Annotated in this window: 15 protein-coding genes; 5 read left to right on the top strand and 10 right to left on the bottom strand. The window is 70.7% G+C overall.

The features are described from left to right. Positions 1 to 16 precede the first annotated feature (16 nt). The 6 genes from D7Y13_RS08645 to D7Y13_RS08620 all read right to left on the bottom strand — a co-directional run bounded on the left by D7Y13_RS08645 (position 17) and on the right by D7Y13_RS08620 (position 6,845). Positions 17 to 1,561 carry a DUF1501 domain-containing protein gene (locus D7Y13_RS08645; protein WP_120583307.1) on the bottom strand — a complete coding sequence of 515 codons (1,545 nt, stop codon included), beginning with the start codon at positions 1,559 to 1,561 and terminating at the stop codon, positions 17 to 19. A 12-nt stretch (positions 1,562 to 1,573) separates the two neighbouring features. After that, positions 1,574 to 2,233 carry a hypothetical protein gene (locus D7Y13_RS08640; protein ID WP_233595493.1) on the bottom strand — a complete coding sequence of 220 codons (660 nt, stop codon included), beginning with the start codon at positions 2,231 to 2,233 and terminating at the stop codon, positions 1,574 to 1,576. Further along, complete coding sequence (locus tag D7Y13_RS08635; RefSeq protein WP_233595492.1) at positions 2,223 to 3,650, bottom strand: hypothetical protein; 1,428 nt, start codon at positions 3,648 to 3,650, stop codon at positions 2,223 to 2,225. Before D7Y13_RS08635 ends, D7Y13_RS08640 begins: the two co-directional genes overlap by 11 nt. A gap of 101 nt (positions 3,651 to 3,751) precedes the next feature. Next, positions 3,752 to 4,612: a glycoside hydrolase family 16 protein gene (locus tag D7Y13_RS08630; RefSeq protein WP_120583306.1), complete on the bottom strand. Its 861-nt coding sequence runs from the start codon at positions 4,610 to 4,612 to the stop codon at positions 3,752 to 3,754. A gap of 81 nt (positions 4,613 to 4,693) precedes the next feature. Continuing rightward, positions 4,694 to 5,440 carry a Type 1 glutamine amidotransferase-like domain-containing protein gene (locus D7Y13_RS08625; protein ID WP_158620347.1) on the bottom strand — a complete coding sequence of 249 codons (747 nt, stop codon included), beginning with the start codon at positions 5,438 to 5,440 and terminating at the stop codon, positions 4,694 to 4,696. A 79-nt stretch (positions 5,441 to 5,519) separates the two neighbouring features. After that, entirely contained in the window at positions 5,520 to 6,845 is a 1,326-nt protein-coding gene (locus D7Y13_RS08620) for a family 16 glycosylhydrolase (protein ID WP_199732745.1), read from the bottom strand. A 181-nt stretch (positions 6,846 to 7,026) separates the two neighbouring features. Here D7Y13_RS08620 and D7Y13_RS08615 point away from each other — a divergent pair, with 181 nt between their 5' ends. Genes D7Y13_RS08615 through D7Y13_RS08605 form a run of 3 tightly spaced genes read left to right on the top strand, consistent with a single transcriptional unit; the run spans position 7,027 to position 10,616 of the window. Next, the gene (locus D7Y13_RS08615) at positions 7,027 to 7,218 is read left to right on the top strand and encodes a tautomerase family protein (protein WP_120583304.1); all 192 of its coding nucleotides are present in this window, start codon (positions 7,027 to 7,029) and stop codon (positions 7,216 to 7,218) included. Further along, the gene (locus tag D7Y13_RS08610) at positions 7,218 to 7,973 is read left to right on the top strand and encodes an alpha/beta hydrolase (protein ID WP_120583303.1); all 756 of its coding nucleotides are present in this window, start codon (positions 7,218 to 7,220) and stop codon (positions 7,971 to 7,973) included. The genes D7Y13_RS08615 and D7Y13_RS08610 overlap by 1 nt, the downstream gene beginning before the upstream one ends. 54 nt (positions 7,974 to 8,027) lie before the next feature. Further along, positions 8,028 to 10,616 (top strand): LamG domain-containing protein, encoded by a 2,589-nt coding sequence (locus tag D7Y13_RS08605; protein WP_120583302.1) that lies wholly within the window; start codon positions 8,028 to 8,030, stop codon positions 10,614 to 10,616. 163 nt (positions 10,617 to 10,779) lie between these two features. Here D7Y13_RS08605 and D7Y13_RS08600 read toward each other — a convergent pair whose 3' ends face one another. The 3 genes from D7Y13_RS08600 to D7Y13_RS08590 all read right to left on the bottom strand — a co-directional run bounded on the left by D7Y13_RS08600 (position 10,780) and on the right by D7Y13_RS08590 (position 15,127). Next, on the bottom strand, positions 10,780 to 12,012 hold the full coding sequence (locus D7Y13_RS08600) for a FadR/GntR family transcriptional regulator (protein WP_370451663.1): 1,233 nt from the start codon (positions 12,010 to 12,012) through the stop codon (positions 10,780 to 10,782). A gap of 590 nt (positions 12,013 to 12,602) precedes the next feature. Beyond that, entirely contained in the window at positions 12,603 to 13,568 is a 966-nt protein-coding gene (locus D7Y13_RS08595) for an alpha/beta hydrolase (RefSeq protein WP_120630656.1), read from the bottom strand. Between the two features lie 50 nt (positions 13,569 to 13,618). Beyond that, positions 13,619 to 15,127, bottom strand: coding sequence for an HD domain-containing phosphohydrolase (locus tag D7Y13_RS08590; protein ID WP_158620346.1), 1,509 nt, complete (start codon positions 15,125 to 15,127; stop codon positions 13,619 to 13,621). A gap of 238 nt (positions 15,128 to 15,365) precedes the next feature. Here D7Y13_RS08590 and D7Y13_RS08585 point away from each other — a divergent pair, with 238 nt between their 5' ends. Both D7Y13_RS08585 and D7Y13_RS08580 read left to right on the top strand, forming a co-directional pair. Next, positions 15,366 to 16,853, top strand: a complete 1,488-nt coding sequence (locus D7Y13_RS08585; protein WP_120583298.1) for a hypothetical protein — start codon at positions 15,366 to 15,368, stop codon at positions 16,851 to 16,853. A gap of 4 nt (positions 16,854 to 16,857) precedes the next feature. Next, positions 16,858 to 18,597, top strand: coding sequence for an Hsp70 family protein (locus D7Y13_RS08580; protein ID WP_120538245.1), 1,740 nt, complete (start codon positions 16,858 to 16,860; stop codon positions 18,595 to 18,597). Between the two features lie 4 nt (positions 18,598 to 18,601). Here D7Y13_RS08580 and D7Y13_RS08575 read toward each other — a convergent pair whose 3' ends face one another. Then, complete coding sequence (locus D7Y13_RS08575; protein ID WP_120583297.1) at positions 18,602 to 19,837, bottom strand: acetyl-CoA C-acetyltransferase; 1,236 nt, start codon at positions 19,835 to 19,837, stop codon at positions 18,602 to 18,604. Positions 19,838 to 20,011: the final 174 nt, after the last annotated feature.

Below are 20,011 nucleotides of genomic sequence, written 5' to 3'. Positions count from 1 at the left end.
CGCCCGGCCCCTGGCGTCAGGCGCGCTTGAAGGCGCTCGCGTCCGGCAGGCCGCTGCCTCCCAGGTCGGCTCCCATGGCGGTGAGGACGCCGGAGAAGATGTCCGGTTCGTTGGAGGTCATCTTTCCCGGCTGCGCTTGCCCGGTGCGCGCGTCGAAGCCGTAGGTGAGCGTGGTGTTCGGGGCCATGCCGCCCAGGACGGTGTTGCCCTTCACCATGGGGGACAGGAGCAGGAAGCCGTTGTTGAGGTCATGGCCGGAGCCGAACTCGGTGGCGTTGGCGGGGCGCGGGCGGGTGCGGCCGAACTCCGTGGCCACGTAGATCATCGTGCGGTCCCACATGGACTCGCCCGTCGCCGCATCGAACGGCTCCGACTTGAGCAGGCCGATGAGCGAATCCACCGCGCCCAGGATGCGCGCCCACATGAAGGCCTGTCCGCCGCGGTGGTCGTTGTGGCTGATGTCGAACGCAAGCGGCGGATTGGCGATGCCGTTCTGCCCGCCCACCGCGACGTTGAAGTCGGGCCCCAGCGTCACCGACACGGACACCCGGTACTTGAGCAGGAGGAACGCGAGCGCCGCCTGGCCCTCCACCGGGTCGGTGAAGAACGCGGGGAAGGCCGCGCGCAGCCGCGCCCCGTCCGGCGAGCTGTCCAGCCCGTACTGCGACAGGGGAATCTGCGGCGGCGCGTTGGGCAGGATGTTCAGCCGGGTGATGAGGTCCATGCCCTCCAGCTTCGGCTGCTGCACGCCGCGCTGTTCGTTCCAGCGCTTCAGCGCCGCGCTGTCCTGGAAGGTGCGGCCGAAGATGGACTTCTCATCCAGGGCGTTGCGCGTGGAGCGCGCCAGCGCGATGACGTCCTTCGACGGGGCGTTGGCGATGCCGCGCGAGCCGTCCAGGCCCAGGGGCCAGAGCGACGGGTTCACCACGGTCTCCCCGAAGCAGGACAGGGGCAGGTCCCCGTCGGTGCCGCGCTCGGAGTAGCCGCCGGTGCCCATGTTGACGTTGGGCAGCGGCATGCTGGCGCCCCACTGGAGCGCGACGGCCTCCTGGAGCGTGCGCCCCCTCCAGGCCGCGTTGCCCGTCAGCGAGCGCTTCTGCGCGATGTTGTGATTCACCGACGTGCCCACGGACGTGGCTACCAGCATGTCGTTCATGTGCTTCTTCACGAACGCCAGCTGGTCGGTGTTGACCGGGATGGGGATGCTGCCCAGGCGGCTGTTGCTGTACTTCACCGCGCGGAAGGGGCTGCCCGCCACGGACTGCACCTGCGCGTCCGGGAAGGTGTTGAGCGCGCCCGCGTTGACGGACTCGGACTGGCGCACGGCGAGGAAGCTGTCGACGATGGACGCGCCTCCCGCCGCCCCGATGACGATGAGGAACTTCGGCTTGCCGTCGAGCGCGTCGCGCTTGCGGCCCAGCTTCTCCAGCGCCTCGGGCGTCTGGAGGGATTCACGGCACCCGGAGAGGAGGGGGCCCAGGGTGGCGGAGCCCGCCGCGCAGAGCGACAACGCGCGCAGCATCTCCCGACGCGACAGCCGACCGGTGTGTTCGAGGGTCATGGACGGGATTCCTCAGTAGAAGACGGCTTCGGCGGAAGAGAAGACGGCGAGACACGCGGCCTGCATCCAGGCGACGCCCGGGTTGGGCGTGCCGGTGGCCTCCACGTCGCGCGCCAGCTGCACCAGCGTGTCGCGCTCCTCCTGGGTCGGGTCGCGCAGCCACGCCCGGCGCACCAGGGACGACAGGGCCGTGGCGACGGCGGGGCTCGTGGGGTCATTGAGCTTCCCGTTCGTCAGCGCCACGTCCTTGAAAACCACCGCGGTGGCCGGCGCGTTGAGGTCCTGGGCGATGCGCGCGTTGCAAGCGGAGAGCACGGTGCGCTCCACGGCGATCGGCGCGGCGGCGCCCGTCACCGGGGCCGTCTCATAGACGCTGTGCGCGTACGGGTCCACGCCGCCCAGGGACACCCCGTGCACGTTCAGGCACGGGTACTGGCCCAGCTCGTTGCACACGGACGCCACGGGCAGCTCCAGCGCGGAGGCCAGGTCGAGCGTCAGGCGCTCGGGGCCCTTGAAGCGCAGGTTGCCCTTCTGGGACCTGGCGACGCCGCCATCGTAGGAGGGCGCCACGCCACCGCCGGCATCCGAAGGGCCCAGGTCGACGGCGATGGGCAGCTTGTCGGAGCAGCCCGTCAGGAGGAGGCAGGTGAGCAGCAGGCGTTCAGGGCGCACCGTAGGCCTCCGTGCGGATCAGGTCGTGCAGCATCTTCTGCACGCGGTAGTCGTGCGTCGTGCGCAGGGCCTTCCACGTGCGGACGAACTCTTCGTTCTCCTCGGGCGTGGGCGCGTGGCCGAGGAGCAGCTTCCAGTAGTCGGTGACGGTGGAGATGGCGAAGGCGTCGCTGTTGCTCGCGATCTGCGCCCACTCCAGGAGGTCGTTGACGGGCTGGCCCAGGATGACGCCCTTCTCCGGCGTCTGCTTCAGGGTCTCCACGTCGTTGGGGAACAGCAGCTCCAGGCGGTTGGGCAGGTAGCGGTTGGACAGTGCGCCGCTGATGCCGTTGTAGTTGCGGTAGGGGTACGACAGCGGGTCGAGCGTCGCGTGGCACGCGGCGCACTGTTCGGCCTTCACGCCCTTGGCGTCGTAGTCGCGGGGCTCATTGGTGACGCTGTGCAGGCCCTCCTGCTTCGCGATGTCCAGGCCCAGGTATGCGCGGTACATCTGCGAGGCGGCGTTGCGAGGCAGCGCGGTGAACATCACGAACGAGGTGAGCGTCCACGCGCTCGTCATGTTGCCGGCGCGGTGCGCGGCGTCCACCGTCTGGGAGGCGAGGGTGTTGACGGACGCGTAGGTGGTGGGGTTCGCGCCCGAGCGCTTCACGAAGTAGCGGGCGGTGAGCACCTCGCGGGCGTCGTGGTCGTCCGTCTGGGACCAGGTGAAGAGGGCGTAGTCGTCGTAGTAGTCGGCCAGGGGAATCTGGCCCGCGTCCTCGCCGGACTTGATGGAGCCCACGGGACGGATCTTCGGGTGGGCCACCTTCCAGAGCTGCCCGTGCTTGCCGCGCCAGAAGTCGGACTGGAGGCACCGGTCCAGCTCCTGGTCGATGAAGGCGCGCTTCAGGTCCTCGGTGCCCAGCGCCAGGAACGCCTGAAGCTGCGCATAGGTGGGGGACACGCCGCAGAAGTCGCTCAGCAGCCGGCGGTACACGAAGCGCGTGTCGTACTGGCAGACCTTGAACTGGGGGTTGTCCCCGCCGCCGCAGATGCCGCTGGGCGGGACGCTTCGGGCGTCGCCGGGCAGCGAGCCCTGCTCGATTTCGAATTGGTTCGGGGCCTTGTCGCCGTCGGTGTCCTCGTTGGCGATGGCGCGGAGCGCGGCGGGCAGCGCCTGCGCGAAGTCCGCGTCGGAGAGGGGGCGCGGTCTGCCGGGGAGCAGCCAGGTCTCCAGCGCGGCGCCGTACGCGTTCCGCTGGGGCGGGGCCACGTGGCAGTAGGTGCAGGCGGGCTGGGTGCCCTGGCAGGCGGGCGTGGTGGGGTACTCGGCGCAGAAGAGGCCGGGGCCGCCAGGCTTGGCGCCGGCCGGGGTCGCGAACCCCAGCAGCAACCCGAGCAGCAGCCAGCGGCTCGGGGTTTCAGGAAATGGGGGCACGCGGGCTCCGAAAAACGGGGGCAGGTCCTCTACGGACACTTCAACCCGGGAAATCAGAAACGGTTTCGGAGATTCGTGCGAGTGGGGCGCTGTAGGCCCCCCTACCGCCGCTGGGAGACGCGCACCCAGTCCACTTCCATCGTCTGGGGCGCCTGGCGCAGCAGGTCCGCGGTGGCCTGCGGCACGCCGAAGTAGGGCTCCTTCGCGCCGTTGACGCCGGAGGGATAGCTGCCTCCCACCGCGAAGTTGAGGATGATGAACAGGGGCTTGTCGAATGCCCACGCGCCGTGCTGTTCGACGTCCGCGCGCGTCGTGGTCTTCACCAGCGCCCCGTCGATGTACCAGCGGATGTCCGTGGGCGAGGCGTCGACGCGGTACTCGTGCCATTCGCTCACCGGCGTGCTCGGGTTGAAGCGGCCGTTGATGGGCGTGTCGCCGGAGTAGCCCGGGCCATGCAACGCCACGGACACCCAGTCCCCGAAGCCCACGTTCTCCATGATGTCCAGCTCACCGCACGCCGGCCACCCCGTCTTCGCGATGTCGCTGCCCAGCATCCAGAACGCCGGCCACAGCCCCGGGCCTACCGGCAACTTGATGCGCGCCTCCACGCGGCCGTGGCGGAACTCCCGCTTGCCCGCGCTCTCCACCCGGCCGGAGGTGAACGGATAGCCGTTGTTGGACTCCATGCGCGCGGTGAGCTTCAGCGTGCCGCCGCCCACCGACACGTTGTCCGGCGACGTCGTGTACTGCTGCTGCTCGTCGTTCACGTGCACGTTGGTGGTGATGATCCAGTTGGAGGCATCCACGGCCGTGCCGTTGAACTCGTCGCCCCATACCCGGACCCAGCCGTCCTTCGTGCGGACCGTTTCCTCGCGCTGGGGCGCGACCGGCGCTCCCGCGCAGGCGGTCAGCCCCGCCACCAGTGCCCATGCTCCCACGGTCGTGCCCGGTCTGATTGCCATGGTTGTTCCTCGAAGGTGTGCCCCGGCAGGGGCGTGAATCCAACCGCGGACCGCGTGAAGCCTCATGGACCTGCTGGGGACCTACTGGAGCGTCTTCCGGTCCACCGGCGCGTCGGGCGCATCCCCCCGGTAGGGCGTGGCGGGAGGCAGCAGCAGCGATTCGTGCAGCCGGCCCTCCACGTCCAGCGACACGTCTACCAACGGCTGCCGCACGGGCTCCACGCTGCCGTCCGCGTGCAACAGCACCGCGCCCCCCTGCGGAATGCCAAGCCCCCGCGTGGGCAATCCCGCCTGCCGCACCGCGAGCTTGAGGCCCGGCCAGTCGGCGGGCTCGTGCACGCTGATGAGGTACGGCGCCAGGCCCAACGTGGGGAAGGGTTCGCCCTCCTGGGGCAGGTCGTCGCACCACGCGCCCAGGCCCAGGTGCATGGCGCCCGCGGACACGCCCATCAGCACCGCGCCCGCCTGATGACGCTCGCGCAGCAGCGCGTCCACCCCGTGCGCCTGGAAGGCCTCCCAGCCCACGCGCGGGTCGCCGCCCGCGAGGAGGATGACGTCGGCACCCTTCAGCCACTCCAGGTCCTCCGGGGAGGGCGCGGCGGGAATGGCCCGGCAGTGCGAGAGGCCGATGCCCTCCATGGCCGCGGTGAAGATTTCGTAGAAGGCCGGCACGTCGCCGTTGGAGGCGCCCAGGTAGGCGGCGCGCACGGGCGGCACGCGCAGGTCCGCGCCGGTGAGCACCCGCACGAAGTCCAGGAAGGGGCGCCCCTCCACACGCCAGAACAACGGAGCGCTGTCGGCCAGGAGGAGCAGGGGCGGGAGCGGCATGCCCCGCAGGATAGGAGCGGTGGGGACGGGGAGCCACTGTGGACTCCCCGTCCTGCTCATGCCCGGCGGGAAGCGGGGACTACCGCCACTGGTAGGCGCGCACCCAGTCGACTTCCATCGTCTGGGGGGCGTTGCGGATGAGGTCCAGGGTGGACTGCGGCACGCCGTAGTAGGGCCACGTGGCGCCGTTGACGCCGAAGGGATAGCCGCCGCCCACCGCGAGGTTGAGGATGATGAACATGGGCTTGTCGTACGCCCATGCGCCGTAGCGCTCGACCTCGCCGCGCAGCGTGGTCTTCACCAGCGCGCCGTCGACGTACCACTTGATGTCCGAGGTGGAGTACTCGGTGCGGTACACGTGCCAGTCGCTCACGGACGAGTTCGTGTAGAAGCGGCCGTTGATGGGCGTGTTGCCGGAGTAGCCCGGGCCGTGCAGCGCGCCGGACACCCAGTCGCCGTAGCCGACGTTCTCCATGATGTCGAGCTCACCGCAGGCCGGCCAACCCACCGTGTTGATGTTGTTGCCCAGGAGCCAGAACGCCGGCCACAGGCCCGGGCCCACCGGCATCTTGATGCGCGCCTCGATGCGGCCGTGGCTGAACTCCTTCTTGCCCGCGCTCTCCAGCCGGCCAGAGGTGAAGGGGTAGCCGTTGTTGGACTGCAGGCGCGCGGTGAGCTTCAGCGTGCCGTTGCTCACCGAGATGTTGTCGGGCGAATTCGTGTACTGCTGCTGCTCGTTGTTCACGTGCACGCCCGTGTTGGGCGCCCAGTGGGCCGTGTTGTAGCTGGTGCCGTCGAACTCATCGCTCCAGACCTGCACCCAGCGGTCCTCGCTGCCGCCACCCACGATGCCGAAGGAGAACGCCTCCCAGCAGCCCGCCGTCGCGCGGTTGGCGTACAGCGGCGCGGTGCCGCCCTGGTTGGCGTCCGCGGACACGAACAGGTTGTTGCTCTTCGCCCTCAGGGCCACGGTGCCGTCCGGGAAGGGCACCCAGGTGAAGCGCTCCCAGTCCCCCACCGCCGTGCGGAAGCCCGTCACCTGGCCGCCAGCGTTCGGATCCGCCGAAACGTAGAGCCCCGTCTCGCTCACGCGCAGCGAGATGAAGTCATTGCCCGCGTCCCCCACGACGAACTGCTCCCAGCCCTGGAAGCTGTCGCGGTTGGCGACCAGCGGCGCGTTGGCGTGGATGTTCCGGTCCGCCGACACGTACTTCTGCGTGGCGCAGGCCTTGAGCCAGATGGTCCGGCCCAGCGGCGCCGCGGTGGCCGACTGCTCCTGCGCGACCAGGGCATCGGGCGTCACCGCGTCGGGCGTTGTAGGGGCCGGGGCTCCGCCACACGCCGTCAGCCCCAGCACCAGTCCCAGCGCCCACAGCCCCTGCGTCCTGCTCGGTCTCGAAGCCAAATCACCCTCGAAGGTTGGCCCGGACCGGGAGGGCGGTCCGGGAATGGTTCAAGCGGACTTGTATGAAAAACGAGTAAAGCGCAAGAGTTTGTTCGATTCCTGGAGGAAGGGGTCGCGGGGATTGTTCAGCGGGCGCGCTTTACAGCACCTTTCGAACCCTTCCTGAGCCAAGAGTCCGGTCATGCCCATCATCGACGTCACCCTCCTCGACGGACGGACACCTGAGCGCAAGGCGGCGCTCATCCGCGAGCTGACCGACGCGGCCGAGCGGGTGCTCGGCGTGTCCCGCGAGAGCATCCGCGTCCTGCTGCGCGAGCTGCCGGCGGAGAACTGGGGCGTGGGCGGCGAGCCCAAGGCCACGCCCCGAAGCTGATGCTCCCGCACCTCGTGGTCGCCCTGCTGCTCGCGCTGTTGGGAGCGGGTTGTGGCCGCACCCCTCCTTCCTCCCCGGAGAAGACGCCCATGGCCCCGAAGTCCCCCACGCCCGCGCGCGTGCTCACGCTCCCTCCGTCCTCGGGCCGTGCCGAATACCTGGTGGTGCTGCTGCACGGCGTGGGGGCGAGCGCGGAGTCGTTCCTCCCCATCGCGCGGGCACTGGCCCCCGATGTTCCGCACGCGGAGGTCGTGGTCCTGGACGGCCTGCATCCGTTCGACGGCGCCACCACGGGCCGGCAGTGGTTCAGCCTCCAGGGCATCACCGAGCAGAGCCGTCCCGCGCGCGTGCGGCAGGCGGGCGCGGAGGTGTCCGCGTGGATCGACGGCGCCCTCGCGGAGCGGGACCTGGGCCCGGAGCGGCTGGTCGTGGTCGGCTTCTCGCAAGGCGCCATCCTGGCCCAGTGGCTGGCGCTCCACCGTCAGCCGCCGCCCATGGCGGTCGTATCCCTGTCCGGACGGCTCGCCGAGGACGCCCCCGCTGTCGCGGACATGACCTCCGTCCCCGTGCTGCTCGTGCACGGCGCGCGCGATGCCGTCATGCCCGCCCGGCTCTCCGACGAGGCGGCGCGGGGGCTCGAAGCGCGCGGCGCCCGCGTCCGGCTGCGCGTGCTGCCCACGCTCGCGCATGGCGTCGACGGCGAAGTGCTGGAGGAGGTCCGCTGGTTCCTGCGCGACGTCCTTCCCCACCCCTGACGGAGGGCCGGGTGGGGTTGGGTAGGCGAGGGAGGTTTGATTATCCTCCTTTCCATGCAAAACAAACTTACCTGGAGCCTGGGGGCGTTGCTCGGCGCGGCGCTCGCGGTGGTGCCCTCGGGGGTGTTCGCGGAGGGGCGCCCGTCGTTGGTGAACACGCGCATCCGGACGCCGTTCGGCTCGAACGGACATTCCTCGACGGTGGATGGGCGCGTCTTCATCGGGAACGTCCGTGAGGACGCGGCGACGATGACGACCACATGGCGCGCCCGGGTGTTCCGCCCGGAGGCGGTGACGTACGACGCTTCGGGCCTGCCGTCGTTCTCAGCTGCCTTCTCCACGGGCAGGACGGTGGACGTGCACGACGGGGAGAACGCGCTGGCGTTCTGCTTCACGAATCCGGCGCAGCCGTACACGCTCTCGGGCGGCATCGCGGTGTATCAGCCGTTCCTCTTCGATTCGCAGATGTACAACGGTGACAACATCTTCCGCCGCCGTCCGGTGGACGTGCGGGTGTCCCAGCCGTTCACGACGCAGGCGGAGATCTCATCCTTCACCACGGGGGCGCTGGAAAAGCTCACCACCGTCACCGGCGCGGACATCCGGGGCATCGAACCGACGATGACGTCCGACGGTCGGCTGCTCATCTACCAGGGCGGGCCCGCGAACAACGGCAACATCGACCACATGATGTACGCGTACAACGCGACGCCGTGCGCGAGGACGGGTTGGAGCACCCCGCGTCCGCTGTCGATGATGTTCAACGACCCGAACGCGGGCGTGAAGCGCTACCCGCTCGCGTGGAAGCGCCTGAAGGCGGCCACGGGCGAGGACTTCGGTGACACGACGTCCGGGGCGCTCGTCCGGGGCGCGTACGCCTGGGTGGACCACGAGGGACGCAACCTCGTCTACATCGCCGTCACGTACACCGACGGCGCGCGGCGTGAGGCGGTCAGCCTGGTGGGCGCGGACACCAACTGGACCGCGTACCACATCGACGGGGCCATCAACACGGACCGCATGGACCTGGCGCACCTCTTCTATTCCGGACCGATGTGGAACTTCGAGCAGGAGCGCCTGCCGTCGCGCAACTTCCCCCCGGGCCAGAGCAACGAAGCGCACTACCTGCCGGTGACGAAGACGCACGACGTGCTGGCGCTCTTCGGCAGCAACACGGGCGACTACAACGAGGTGGACCTGGGCGAGCTGATGGATCCATTCCACCTGCTCTTCCTGCCGATGAACGAGCTGGTCACCCGCGCGGGTGCGTACGACCTGGCGCGCACGCCGGACCTGTCCGGCCACTTCTATACGGGCACGATGGTGGGCGGCGCGTCCATTTCCCCGGGCAACGCGGTGACGCGCTCGGCGCCCACGGATTCGCTGTGGCAGCCGCACGGCAAGGGCAAGGCGCTGATGGTGCCCGGCGGCAGCGCGCTCGCGGTGAACCTGACGGACGCCTCCGGCACGGTGCCGGGCGTGGGCGCGTCCGTGAGGGGCCTGTCGGTGGAGTTCGCGGTGCGGCCGGACGCGGACATCCAGACGGGTTGCACCACCGGCAACCCGTACCGCTACCTGATGCAGAAGTCCGGGGGGCTGGACATCATCTATGAGGCCGGCAACCAGGTGAACTTCTCCCTGGTCGTCAATGGGACGCGGGTACGGCTGGGCTTCAGTCCCGCCCTGCCCGTGGGGCAGTGGAGCCATCTGGCGTACACCTGGGACGGCGTCACTGGCGTCTTCAACGAGTACCTCAACGGCGTGCCCACGAACCGCACGCTGCCCGTCGCGCCGGGAACGGCCCGGTTGGGCACGGGGACGCTCTACATCGGCGCGGGTGCGAACCTGGACGCGCAGCGCTGCCCGGTGAACGGCGAGGGTTCGTTCCGGGGTGCCATCGACGAGGTGCGCATCTTCACGCACGCGCGCTCAAACCGGAGCATCTGCATGACGGCGCATGGCGCGAACTGCCGCGAGGAGGCCATCCAGCACACGCCTTCGGCGGGCCAGTTCGCGATGAGTGCGCAGGCACCGGCCTGCACCAGCGTGGCGGCGCTGAACACGCAGGCGTGCGCGTCCGCGATGCACCGGGGCTGTGCGCAGCGGGGCGCGGGGGATGCGATGGCGAGCACCTCCAACACCTGGGACACCATCCTGCAGTTGGTCAGCAACCGTCCGCCCATCTCGCTCGCCGGCGTGCCAGTGGCGTCCACGGCCACGGACCTGACGGTGGCGTGCGCGCCCATCCAGCACCAGAGCGTGGCGGTCACGTTCGAGGAGCTGGCGCGGATCCACTCCGGTTGCACGGATGAGCGGGTGATGACGGGCACGCACTGCACTGCCGCGGCGCACCGCTTCTGCAACAGTCAGGGGTGGACCACGGGGCAGGTGTTCGAGGTGACGTCTCGGCCGTGGGTGGGCTGCTTCAACTCCGGGCTCCAGACGGACGTGGAGAAGTCCGTGCTGGGGCCGGTGTCCAACCTGGGTGACTACACGGTGCCGGGCTCGCGCCTGGAGGTGAGCCAGTGGTGCCGCGCTCAGGGCTACGGGGCGGGCGTCGTGCAGGAGCTTCCCAGCGCCACGAAGGCCCACGTGCACTGCTTCCAGCCGGCGGTGACGGCCACCTGGAAGTACGCGCCGTGAGAAGTCGAGCACCGCTGAAGGAGGAGGTCGCTTCAGCGGTGCTCAGCAGGTGCCGAGCGGCCCGCCCCGAAAGGGTGGGGGCCCGACTCGTGTCCAAGCAGGTCGCCAGAAGTTCGTTGACGCACCCGGTGTGGAAACCCGGCTCGAGTGACTGCATCCGAGGTCAATCAACGCAGGCGTGCCTCCTCAGGAGAAGAGGGGCCTGAGCCGCATGGACGCGAGCAGTGGCGAAGAACCGTGGCCGCTCAGGCCTGGGGCGCAGGTCCTGGACGCTCCAGAAGCGCGCAGCCCGCCGGCCTCGGCGGTGGGGGCACTTGCCCTGGGCGTCGTGAAGTGGTCGGCCCACCCTTGAGCACCGCCCCTCAGGCGGGTCCGCGAAAGCCGGTGGGGGGAGGCTCGGGCTGGAAACCCTCCCCTCCGCGGACGAAGCGTCCCAACCTGTCCGACAGTCGGACAGGTTTCCCGAGGCGGAGCCTGGCTCGTCCCCTCCGGCGTTCTTCTCGCCAGGTTCGCCGGGGTTGAAACCAGGTGCGGCTGGAGCCCGGAACGCCTCGCGGTCTGGCTCCACGGGAAGGGCCTGCGTATATGGGCGAGGTACCCCTCCGAGCGCCACGGTGTCCTCGGCGGCTGGCGCGAGGCGGCCAGGGCCACGCGCTTCTTCTCGGGGGCGGGCCTCCCGTGGCTCGTCTTGGAGGGCGGGCGCGAATTGCCCCAACACCTGCTCATCACACGCTTTCAGCAGCGCCGGCAGCGTGTGTTGGAGCGCCCGCGTGTCACGCTCTCGCAGGGCCCCCATCGCGCAGCAGGCCCACTGGCGCAGCGACTCGCCGCCCATGAGGAGCAGCAGCCGGGCCGCGCTGCCCCGCAGGGCTCGCCGAAGCGATTGGATGAGGAGCAGGTGCCCGGGACGGGCCGCCGCTCGGGCCGCCAGCCGCAGCAAGTCGAATTCCAACTGCGCGCAGCGTGCGCCTGATTCCCAGCGCGCCGCGTCCCAGAGTTTGAAGCACGCGTCCGCCAGCAGCCCCAGGTCCGCCGCGGAAGCCCTCGCGCAGCAGTCGGCCAGCAGTTCCACCAACACCTGCCGCTTGAGGCAGAAGAAGCCCTCCAGCAGCCACCGGCCCTCCGCGGAGCGCTCGTCATGCAGCGCCAGGCCCAGGTTCTCCAGCGTCAGCGACGCGTCCAGCGCCACCGCGCGCGCCTTGCGCCCGGGGTGCTGCATCACCAGGCCCCGCGCCGCCAACCGCCGCAGCGCCTCGCGCACGGTGCCCCGGCTCACCCCGTAATGGCACGCCAGCTTCTGCTCCGAGCCAAGCTGGCCACTTCCCGGAAGCCGCCCCAGCACCAGCTCGCGCTCGAGCTGCTCCTCCACCTGCGCAACGAGTCCCACCCGCTCCATCCCCATCACCCTCCTCGCCAAAGCCTCTGCCATCCAAGCAGAGGCGTCTGACATGGACTGGAGGGCCCACCGCCCTCGTCGCCTTGGCGGTCCGGCGCGGCCCCGGCTGCAGTTGGCGCAAACCTGTCCGACAGTCGGACAGGTTCGGCGTGAAGTGGCCCCGGCGGACGCCGCTGCCCATGGACCCGCCCTGGCGTCCGCTTCAGCACGACGTCGCTGTCCACGGCTGCGCTCCACGAGGCGCGCGTCCTTGCGGAGAACCCCGGGTCGCGGGAAGGGGGAACGAATCTCTGGAGACCTGCTTGGCGTCCGGCCTGGCCCGCGCGCAGGGCGATGGCGCTCGCGCGTACCGAGTCCACCAGTTCGACGTTGGTGAGCGCCTTGCCAGCGATGCCCCAGCCCGCAGTCGACGGCTTCGTGGAAGAGAACCCAGGCCCGTTCGCGCTGGCCCGGCTCGTTCGCGAGCTCCGCGACGATGTCCGTGAGGCTCGCGGCGATGCCCGCGCGCTGCTCCTGGGTCCGCGATGCCCTGGTGGCCTTCGTCGGGCCCTGATCCGCAGGGGGAGTCGGCCTCTCGGCGGCTCCCATCGTCAGGGGGCGGCGGTCGCGGCGGCGTTTGGCGGGACGTGGTCGTCCACCCAGCCCACGATGTCTCCGACGACCTTCGCCGCGTCGGGCTCGTGCGCGAGGTCATGACGCTGACCCTCGTAGATGATGAGGCGCTTGTCAGTGCTCGTGGCCTGCGCCACCAGGGCGCGGCTGCCATCGATGGCGGTGATGACATCCTCGCCGCCATGCACCACCAGCAGCGGGAGCTTCAGGTCCTGGAACTTCCCCTCCAGCGCTTCGATGCCGGCGATGAGCGCCTTGGCGGAGCGCGCGGGCAGCTTCTCGTGGGTGATGAGCGGATCGGCGAGGAATTGCTCCTTCTCCAGGCCGTCGTGCAGGAACATCTGACTGTCCAGGTCCTGCGCGGGCAGCCCGGGGAGGATGGTGCCGAAGATCTTCGCCAGGCGCGTGTCGAAGCCAGACACCCCCGGCGGCAGCACGATGCCCGCGCCGCTCAGGATGAGCCCGGACACGTCGGAGGCGTGCTGGAGCACGTAGTGCGTGGCGATGAGCCCGCCCATGCTGTGGCCGAAGACCATCACCGGCACGCCCGGGTGGCGTGCGCGGGCGTCCTGGACGACGCCGTCCACGTCATCCACGAGCTGCTGCATCGACTCCAGGCGCTGGCGGTCACCGCCGGAATGGCCGTGGCCCCGGTGGTCCTGCGCGACGACGGCGAAGCCCTGGGCCTGAAGCGCTTCCGCGAGCCGGCCATAGCGGTCGGAGTAGTCCCGCAGGCCGTGGATGAGGACCACCACGCCGCGCACGGGCGGCTGGGGAGGCTCCCAGCGGACGCTGCTCAGGCACATGCCGTCGGAGGCGGTCCGTTCGAAGCCTGGGGACGCGGAGGGCCGGGTCCGGCACGCGGTGGCGGTGGCGCAGCCCTGCAACAGGACGAGCGCGGCCAGGGTGGTGAAGAAGGGGACGACGGGGAAGGGCTTGTTCATGGGCCCAATGCACCACGAGGTGCCCAGGCCCACATCGGCCAGATGGCGGATCACACGATGCCCGCGCGCGCGGCCACCAGGGAGGCGCCCGCGCGGGTGCTCACGCCCAGCTTTTCGTAGATGTGGATGGTGTGGTGCTGCACCGTGCGGTCCGACACCCCGAGCTTCCCGGCGATCTCCTTGTTCGTCGCTCCGCCCGCCAGCAGGCGCAGCACGTCCACCTCACGGGGCGTCAGCGCGGAGGTGGGGCCGGCGGCGAGGGCGCGCCGGACATCCTTCGTCCCGGTCACCACCGCGACGCAGTCCGCATCCAGCCGGCCTGTCTTCACCTCGGCCTCCAGGACCTGCTTCGCCAGGGCCACGGCCCGCGCGGGACGGTGGGGCCGCTCCTCCTGGAGCGCGACCCAGACGTCGGCCACCGCGAGCAGTCGCGCGGAGCGGGACAGGCCCGCGGGCGCGAGGCCCCGGGGATAGCCTCCGCCATCCAGTCGCTCGTGATGCGCGCCCGCGAGCCGCGCAGCGTCCCGCAGCATGGGCGTGGCGGTGAGCAACTGCTCGGTGGCGTGGGCATGGGCCCGGGACGTCTCCCGGTCCGAGCGGGACCAGTCGGGTTGCAGCCACAGGCCGGTGGGCAGGGTCACGTGTCCCAGGTCATGCAGGGATGCCGCGAGTTGGAGCGTGGTCTGCTCCGCAGCGTCCAGGCCCAGGCAGGGCGCGGCGGATGCGCACGCTTCCGCCACGCGCCGTGAATGTCCGCGGGTGAAGGGGCTCTGCAGGTCCGCGAAGTCCCCGAAGGTCATCGCCAGCGCGGTGGCGTCGAGGGTGGGCGGCGCTTCGAGCAGGCACGCTTCCGCCGCCTCGATGCGTGCATCCGACAAGGTCTGGAGCGAGGCGGTCGCGGCCAGGGCCCGCTTCGCCCACGCCGGGTCCAGCGTCGTCCCGGATTGCAGCGCGAGGGCTTCCTGCGCCACGGCCGTGCCCGAGCCGACGAAGAATACGACGGCCACATGGGCCGCCTGCGCGACGCGCCCGACTTCGTGCAGGTCCGTGCCGCCCAGCAATCGCGGGCCGCCCGCGCCATCCCAGCGCTCGTACGCCTCATCGAGCCCCTGGAGCACCCGCGCGTCCAGGCCCAGTCCGGAGGCGAGCAGTCGCGCCGCGCCACACGCCTCCGCGAACCATTCCGAGCGCAGTCGCCGCGAGGACGTCAGCAGGCGCGCCAGTCCGGCGGCGCGGCGGGGCAGGCTGGAGTTGGCGTCCAGGACCGAGCGCACGACATGGTCGGGACGGCCCGCGTCCCCGCGCAGCAGGTTGCGGCGCAGGTGCACGTCGTTGCCCAGCCGCGACTCCTCGGCGGCGTAGGCGGTGCAGCCCAGGTGGCGCAGCAGGCCCACGTAGAAGGCGGCCCGGGCGTCGGCCCGGGACAGGCCGCCGTCCAGCGCCAGCTCCAGCGCGAACAGGCCGGTCAGCAGGCTCTTCTCCCCCTCCAGCCCATTGGCGAGGTCGAGCACGGAGGACAACGCGGAAAGCGAAGCCACCGGATCCTGGCGCAGGTTCATCACGGGAGGAGCTTGGCACGGAGCATGTGCCCGGAGCACAGCGGAGCTGGCCCCGGAGCGCATCGGCCAATTGGCGGAGGCCCGGTGCCAGGTGGGCGCAATCAAGGGAACATGTCTGCTCATTCCTACGTGATTCCTCGCACCTCATACACGGTCAGGTGCACCCCGGGAGGTGGTCCCTGGAGAGGCAGTGCCCGGCGTGCCGTGAAGGCCGTCCCGCGCTATCGTCGCCGTCCGCATGGATTTCGAGGAGGCACTCCAGGAACTGGGCGTGGACGCCGACCCTGGGGGCGACACCATCCGCCGTGCGTACCTGCGACGGCTCAAGACCCGTAAGCCGGAGACGGACCCCGATGGCTTCGCCCGCCTGCGACAGGCATACGAAACGGTGCTGGCGGCTCGCGAGGGCCGCGAAGGACCGCGAACCCAGGCGGAACCCCTCGCTCCTCCGCCAGACGCCGCCGCTTCCTTGGGGGCCGCGGGTCCGGTCTCCCTGTCACGTCAGGAGGTATTCGACCGCTTCCGCGCCGAGTTCCGCGCGCTGCCTCCGGACGCACCCCCGGAGGCACCGGTGGAGGTGGCTCGGCGCGCGGTGGAGGCGCTGCCGGACATGGCCGAGGCCCGGCAATGGCTGGTGGAAGCGCTGCTCGCCGCCGACCGGATCCCCGAGACCCTGGTCGCGTACCGCGATTCGTACCGGCAGGGCTTCACCGGCTTCCTCGTGGAACTCGCTCAGCGCTTTCCCCGCGAGTTGGAGGACGCGGAATTCACACTGCTGGCGGAGTCCGGGGCGCCCCAGGGCTTCTTCTGGAGCCTGACGGAGCAACTGCTCCGGCAGCGCGATGGTGCGCGCGCCGCGAAGTGCGCGCTGGTCGCCTTCGGGCGCATGGCCGCCCATCCGCAGGAACCTCCCCCCCCGCCGAGCTGGTTCCTGCAGGTCCAGCTCCTCCTGCACCTCCAAGCCGAACCGGCCTTCGCGCGCGAAATCGGACGTCGTTACGCGGCCTGGGTCCGGGAAGAAGGATTGCAGGACGCCTTCAAGTCCGACGAGACCGCCCGGATCTGGCCGCTGCTCGCGCAACTCCAGGCCCTGCCGGATGGGTTCGATCCCGCCCTTCGCTCGGGGCTCGCCCATGCGTTGCTCGACGGGGCACTGGACCCCGTGCGCGACGCCTTCGAGGCACTCCGCGAACGTTCTCCCGAGGGCGCGTCGGAGGCGGTCGGCCTGCTGCGTGCACACGCTCCGGGCCTGGAGGGCCTCCTGAAGTCGCCGCTCTTGCGGCCGCCGGAGTCACCGCGCCCCACGGTGCTGACGGTCCTCTGGAACGCGGTGCGGTCGCCCCAGGGGCGCGGTGTCTCGTCGGGGGTGTTCATCCTCCTGTTCTTCCTGCTCAAGGCCGTCTTCCTTCCCTCGGTCCGGGAGCACAGGAGCACGGAGCGGCCGGTCGTGGTGGAGGCGCGTCGGCTGGCGACCCGCCTCTGCTCGCAGTTGGAGATGCAGGACGGGGAGCGGCTCTGCGGGACGCTGCAACAGTTGGTGGTGTGGGGCGCGTCGGGCAGGTGCTCGAAGGTGCTCAGCGAGCAGGCCGAGGTGGAGCGGCAACTGGAAGCGCAGGTCGCCGCCCTGGGTGCGGATGCCGGGCTCCTGCAGGAAGCCCAGCGCCAGAGGCTGAAGTCCGCCCGCGAGGAGTTCCGGCGCGCCCTCTTGAACGTATGTCAGGGATGAACCGATGAGTGACGGTCAGGGCAAGAGCCCCATCGTGGGCATCGACCTGGGGACGACGTACTCGCTGGTGGCCGTCATGCGCGACGGCCGCCCCACGGTGGTGCCCAACGCGCTGGGCGAGGTCCTCACCCCCAGCGCGGTGGGCCTCATGGAGAACGGGGAGGTGCTGGTGGGCGCGGCCGCGAAGGCCCGCGCGGTGTTGGACCCCACCTGTGGCGCGGTGGCCTTCAAGCGCGACATGGGCCTGGAGCGTCCGCGCATCCTGGGCGGCCGTTCCTTCACGCCGCAGGAGTTGTCCGCGCTGGTGCTGGGCTCGCTGAAGCGGGACGCGGAGGCCGCCCTGGGCATGCCCGTCGAGGAGGCGGTGGTGACGGTGCCCGCCTACTTCGGGGACCTGCAACGGCAGGCCACCCGGGACGCGGGCGCCATCGCGGGCCTGAAGGTGGAGCGCATCATCAACGAGCCCACCGCCGCGGCGCTCGCCTACGGCCTGCACGAGCGGGACCGCGAGCTGCGCGTCGCGGTGCTGGACCTGGGCGGCGGCACCTTCGACGTGACGGTGCTGGAGATCATCGAAGGCGTCATCGAAATCCAGTCCTCCGCGGGCGACGCGCGCCTGGGCGGCGAGGACTTCGACACCGCGCTCGCGCGGCACGTGGCGCACGCGTGGAGGGAGAAGCAGGGCCTGGACCTGGAGGAACACGCCGCCGCGTGGTCGCGCCTGCGCGAGGCGTGCGAGGGCGTGAAGCGCCGGCTCTCCTCGGCGGAGCGCACACGGCTGGTGCTGCCGGACCTGCCGCTGGAGACGGGCCGCCGGATGACCCTGGACCTGGAGCTGACCCGCGAGGAGGCGAACCGCGCCTGGGCCCCGGTGCTGGAGCGCGTGCGGGGGCCCATCCGGCAGGCGCTGAAGGACGCGTCGCTCCAGTCGAAGGACATCGACGAGGTGCTGCTGGTGGGCGGCTCCACGCGCATGCCCTGCGTGGCGGCCATGAGCGCGGAGCTGTTCGGGCGGCTGCCCCTGCGCAAGCTGCCACCGGACGAGGCCGTGGCGCTGGGGGCCGCGGTGCAGGGCGCGATGAAGGGTGGGGACCGGGCAGTGGAGGATCTGGTCGTCACCGACGTGGCGCCGTTCACGCTGGGCGTCGCCACCGCGGCGCATGAGGGCCGGCAGCACGTCAGCGGCATCTTCAGCCCCATCCTGGAGCGCGGCACCGTCATCCCCACGAGCCGCGTGGAGCGCTACTTCACCGGCCGCGACTTCCAACGGGAGATCCGCCTGGAGGTCTACCAGGGCGAACACGCCCGCTGTGAGGACAACGTCAAGCTGGGGGAATACCTCTTCCAGGGCCTGCCGCCCGCGCCCGCCAGTGAACAGGCCGTGGACGTGCGCTTCACCTACGACCTCAACGGCATCCTGGAGGTGGAGATGACGGTGGTGGCCACCGGGCGCAAGTCCTCCTTCGTCATCGAACAGCGCCCCGGACGCCTGACGCCGGAGCAGTTGGAGGAGGCGCGTCAGCGGATGAACGCGCTCAAGCTGCACCCGCGCGACGCCCTGCCCAACACCACCGCGATGGCGCGCGCGGACGCCCTGTTCGTCCAGCTCACGGGACCGCTGCGAGACGAACTCGCAGCGGTCATCGCCGCCTTCCGGCTGGCCCTGGAAGCCCAGGAGCCCGTGCGCATCGGCGAGGTCCGCGCGCGGCTCAACGCGATGGTGCGCCACTTCAAGGAACGCTGAAGCGCTACACGCGCTCCAGGATGGTGGCGATGCCCTGGCCACCGCCGATGCACATGGTGATGAGCGCCGTCTGCTTGCCGGTGCGCTCCAGCTCATCCAGCGCGGTGCCCAGCAGCATCGCGCCGGTGGCGCCCAGCGGATGGCCCAGCGCGATGGAGCCGCCGTTGACGTTCACTCGCTCCGGGTCGATGCCCAGCGCGCGCGTCGTCTGGAGGACGACCCCGGCGAAGGCCTCGTTGATCTCCCACAGGTCGATGTCCCGGGCCTTCATGCCCGCGAGGCGCAGGGCCTTCTCACTCACCGGCGCGGGGGCCGTGAGCATGAGCAGCGGCTCGGTGCCCAGGGTCGCCATGGCGCGGATGCGGGCGCGGGGCTTGAGGCCCTTCTCCTTCACGTAGCGCTCGGAGGCCAGCGACACCACGGCGGCCCCGTCCACGATGCCGCTGGAGTTGCCCGCGGTGTGGATGTGCTGGATGCGCTTCGCCTGCGGGTAGGCCGCGAGCGCGATGCCATCCAGCGTCTCCCCGTTCGGACCGACGACCGTGTCGCCCATCGCGACGAACGCGGGCTTGAGCGCGGCGAGGCCCTGGGCGCTGGTGTCGGGGCGCGGGTATTCGTCGCGCTCCAGCAGGACGGCGCCGGTGCCGGGGTCCTTCACCGCGAAGAGCGACTTCGCGAAGCGGTTCTCCTCGATGGCGCGGGCCGCGTTCCGCTGGGAGCGCAGCGCGAGCGCGTCCACGTCCTCGCGCGTGATGCTCTCCAGCGTGGCGATGAGATCCGCGCTGATGCCCTGGGGTACCTGATAGACGCGCTCCCGCAGGCGCACGTTGCCGCCGTCCTGGCCGCCGCCGTCCGCGCCCAGCGACAGGTGCGACATGCTCTCCACGCCACCGGAGACGACGAAGTCCATCGCGCCGGAGGCCACGCCCATGGCGCCGAAGTTCACCGCCTGGAGCCCGGAGCCGCAGAAGCGGTTGAGCGACACGGCGGACACCTCCTGCGGCCACCCCGCCGCCAGCACCGCGTTGCGCGCGATGTTCGCGCCCTGCTCGTTCACCTGGGAGACACACCCCGCGATGACGTCTCCCACCTCGCGCGCGTCCCAGCCCCCGCGCCGCTGGAGCGCGTTGAGCGCCTGCGCGAGCAGTTCCTGCGGGTGCAGCCCCGTGAGGGCGCCCTTGCCTATCTTCCCGCGCCCACGAGGGGTCCGGACGGCGTCGATGATGTAGCTGGTCGTCATGTGTGGCTCCTTGGATTCTGGATGTAATATTACGCACGTAATTTTCATGTCAAGGCAACCGCCCGTGCGAACGACGACGGGCCCGACACCGTGTGAGGGTGTCGGGCCCGTCGCGGGGGATCGGAATGGCGGGGAGGAAACCTAGGCGGCCTTCATGGAGAGGTGGATGGGGGC

The organism is Corallococcus praedator (assembly GCF_003612125.1).
In the GTDB taxonomy this organism is placed as follows: domain Bacteria; phylum Myxococcota; class Myxococcia; order Myxococcales; family Myxococcaceae; genus Corallococcus; species Corallococcus praedator.
The sequence above is the reverse complement of the archived record's forward strand: the minus strand, read 5'-3'. Positions and strand labels throughout refer to the sequence as shown.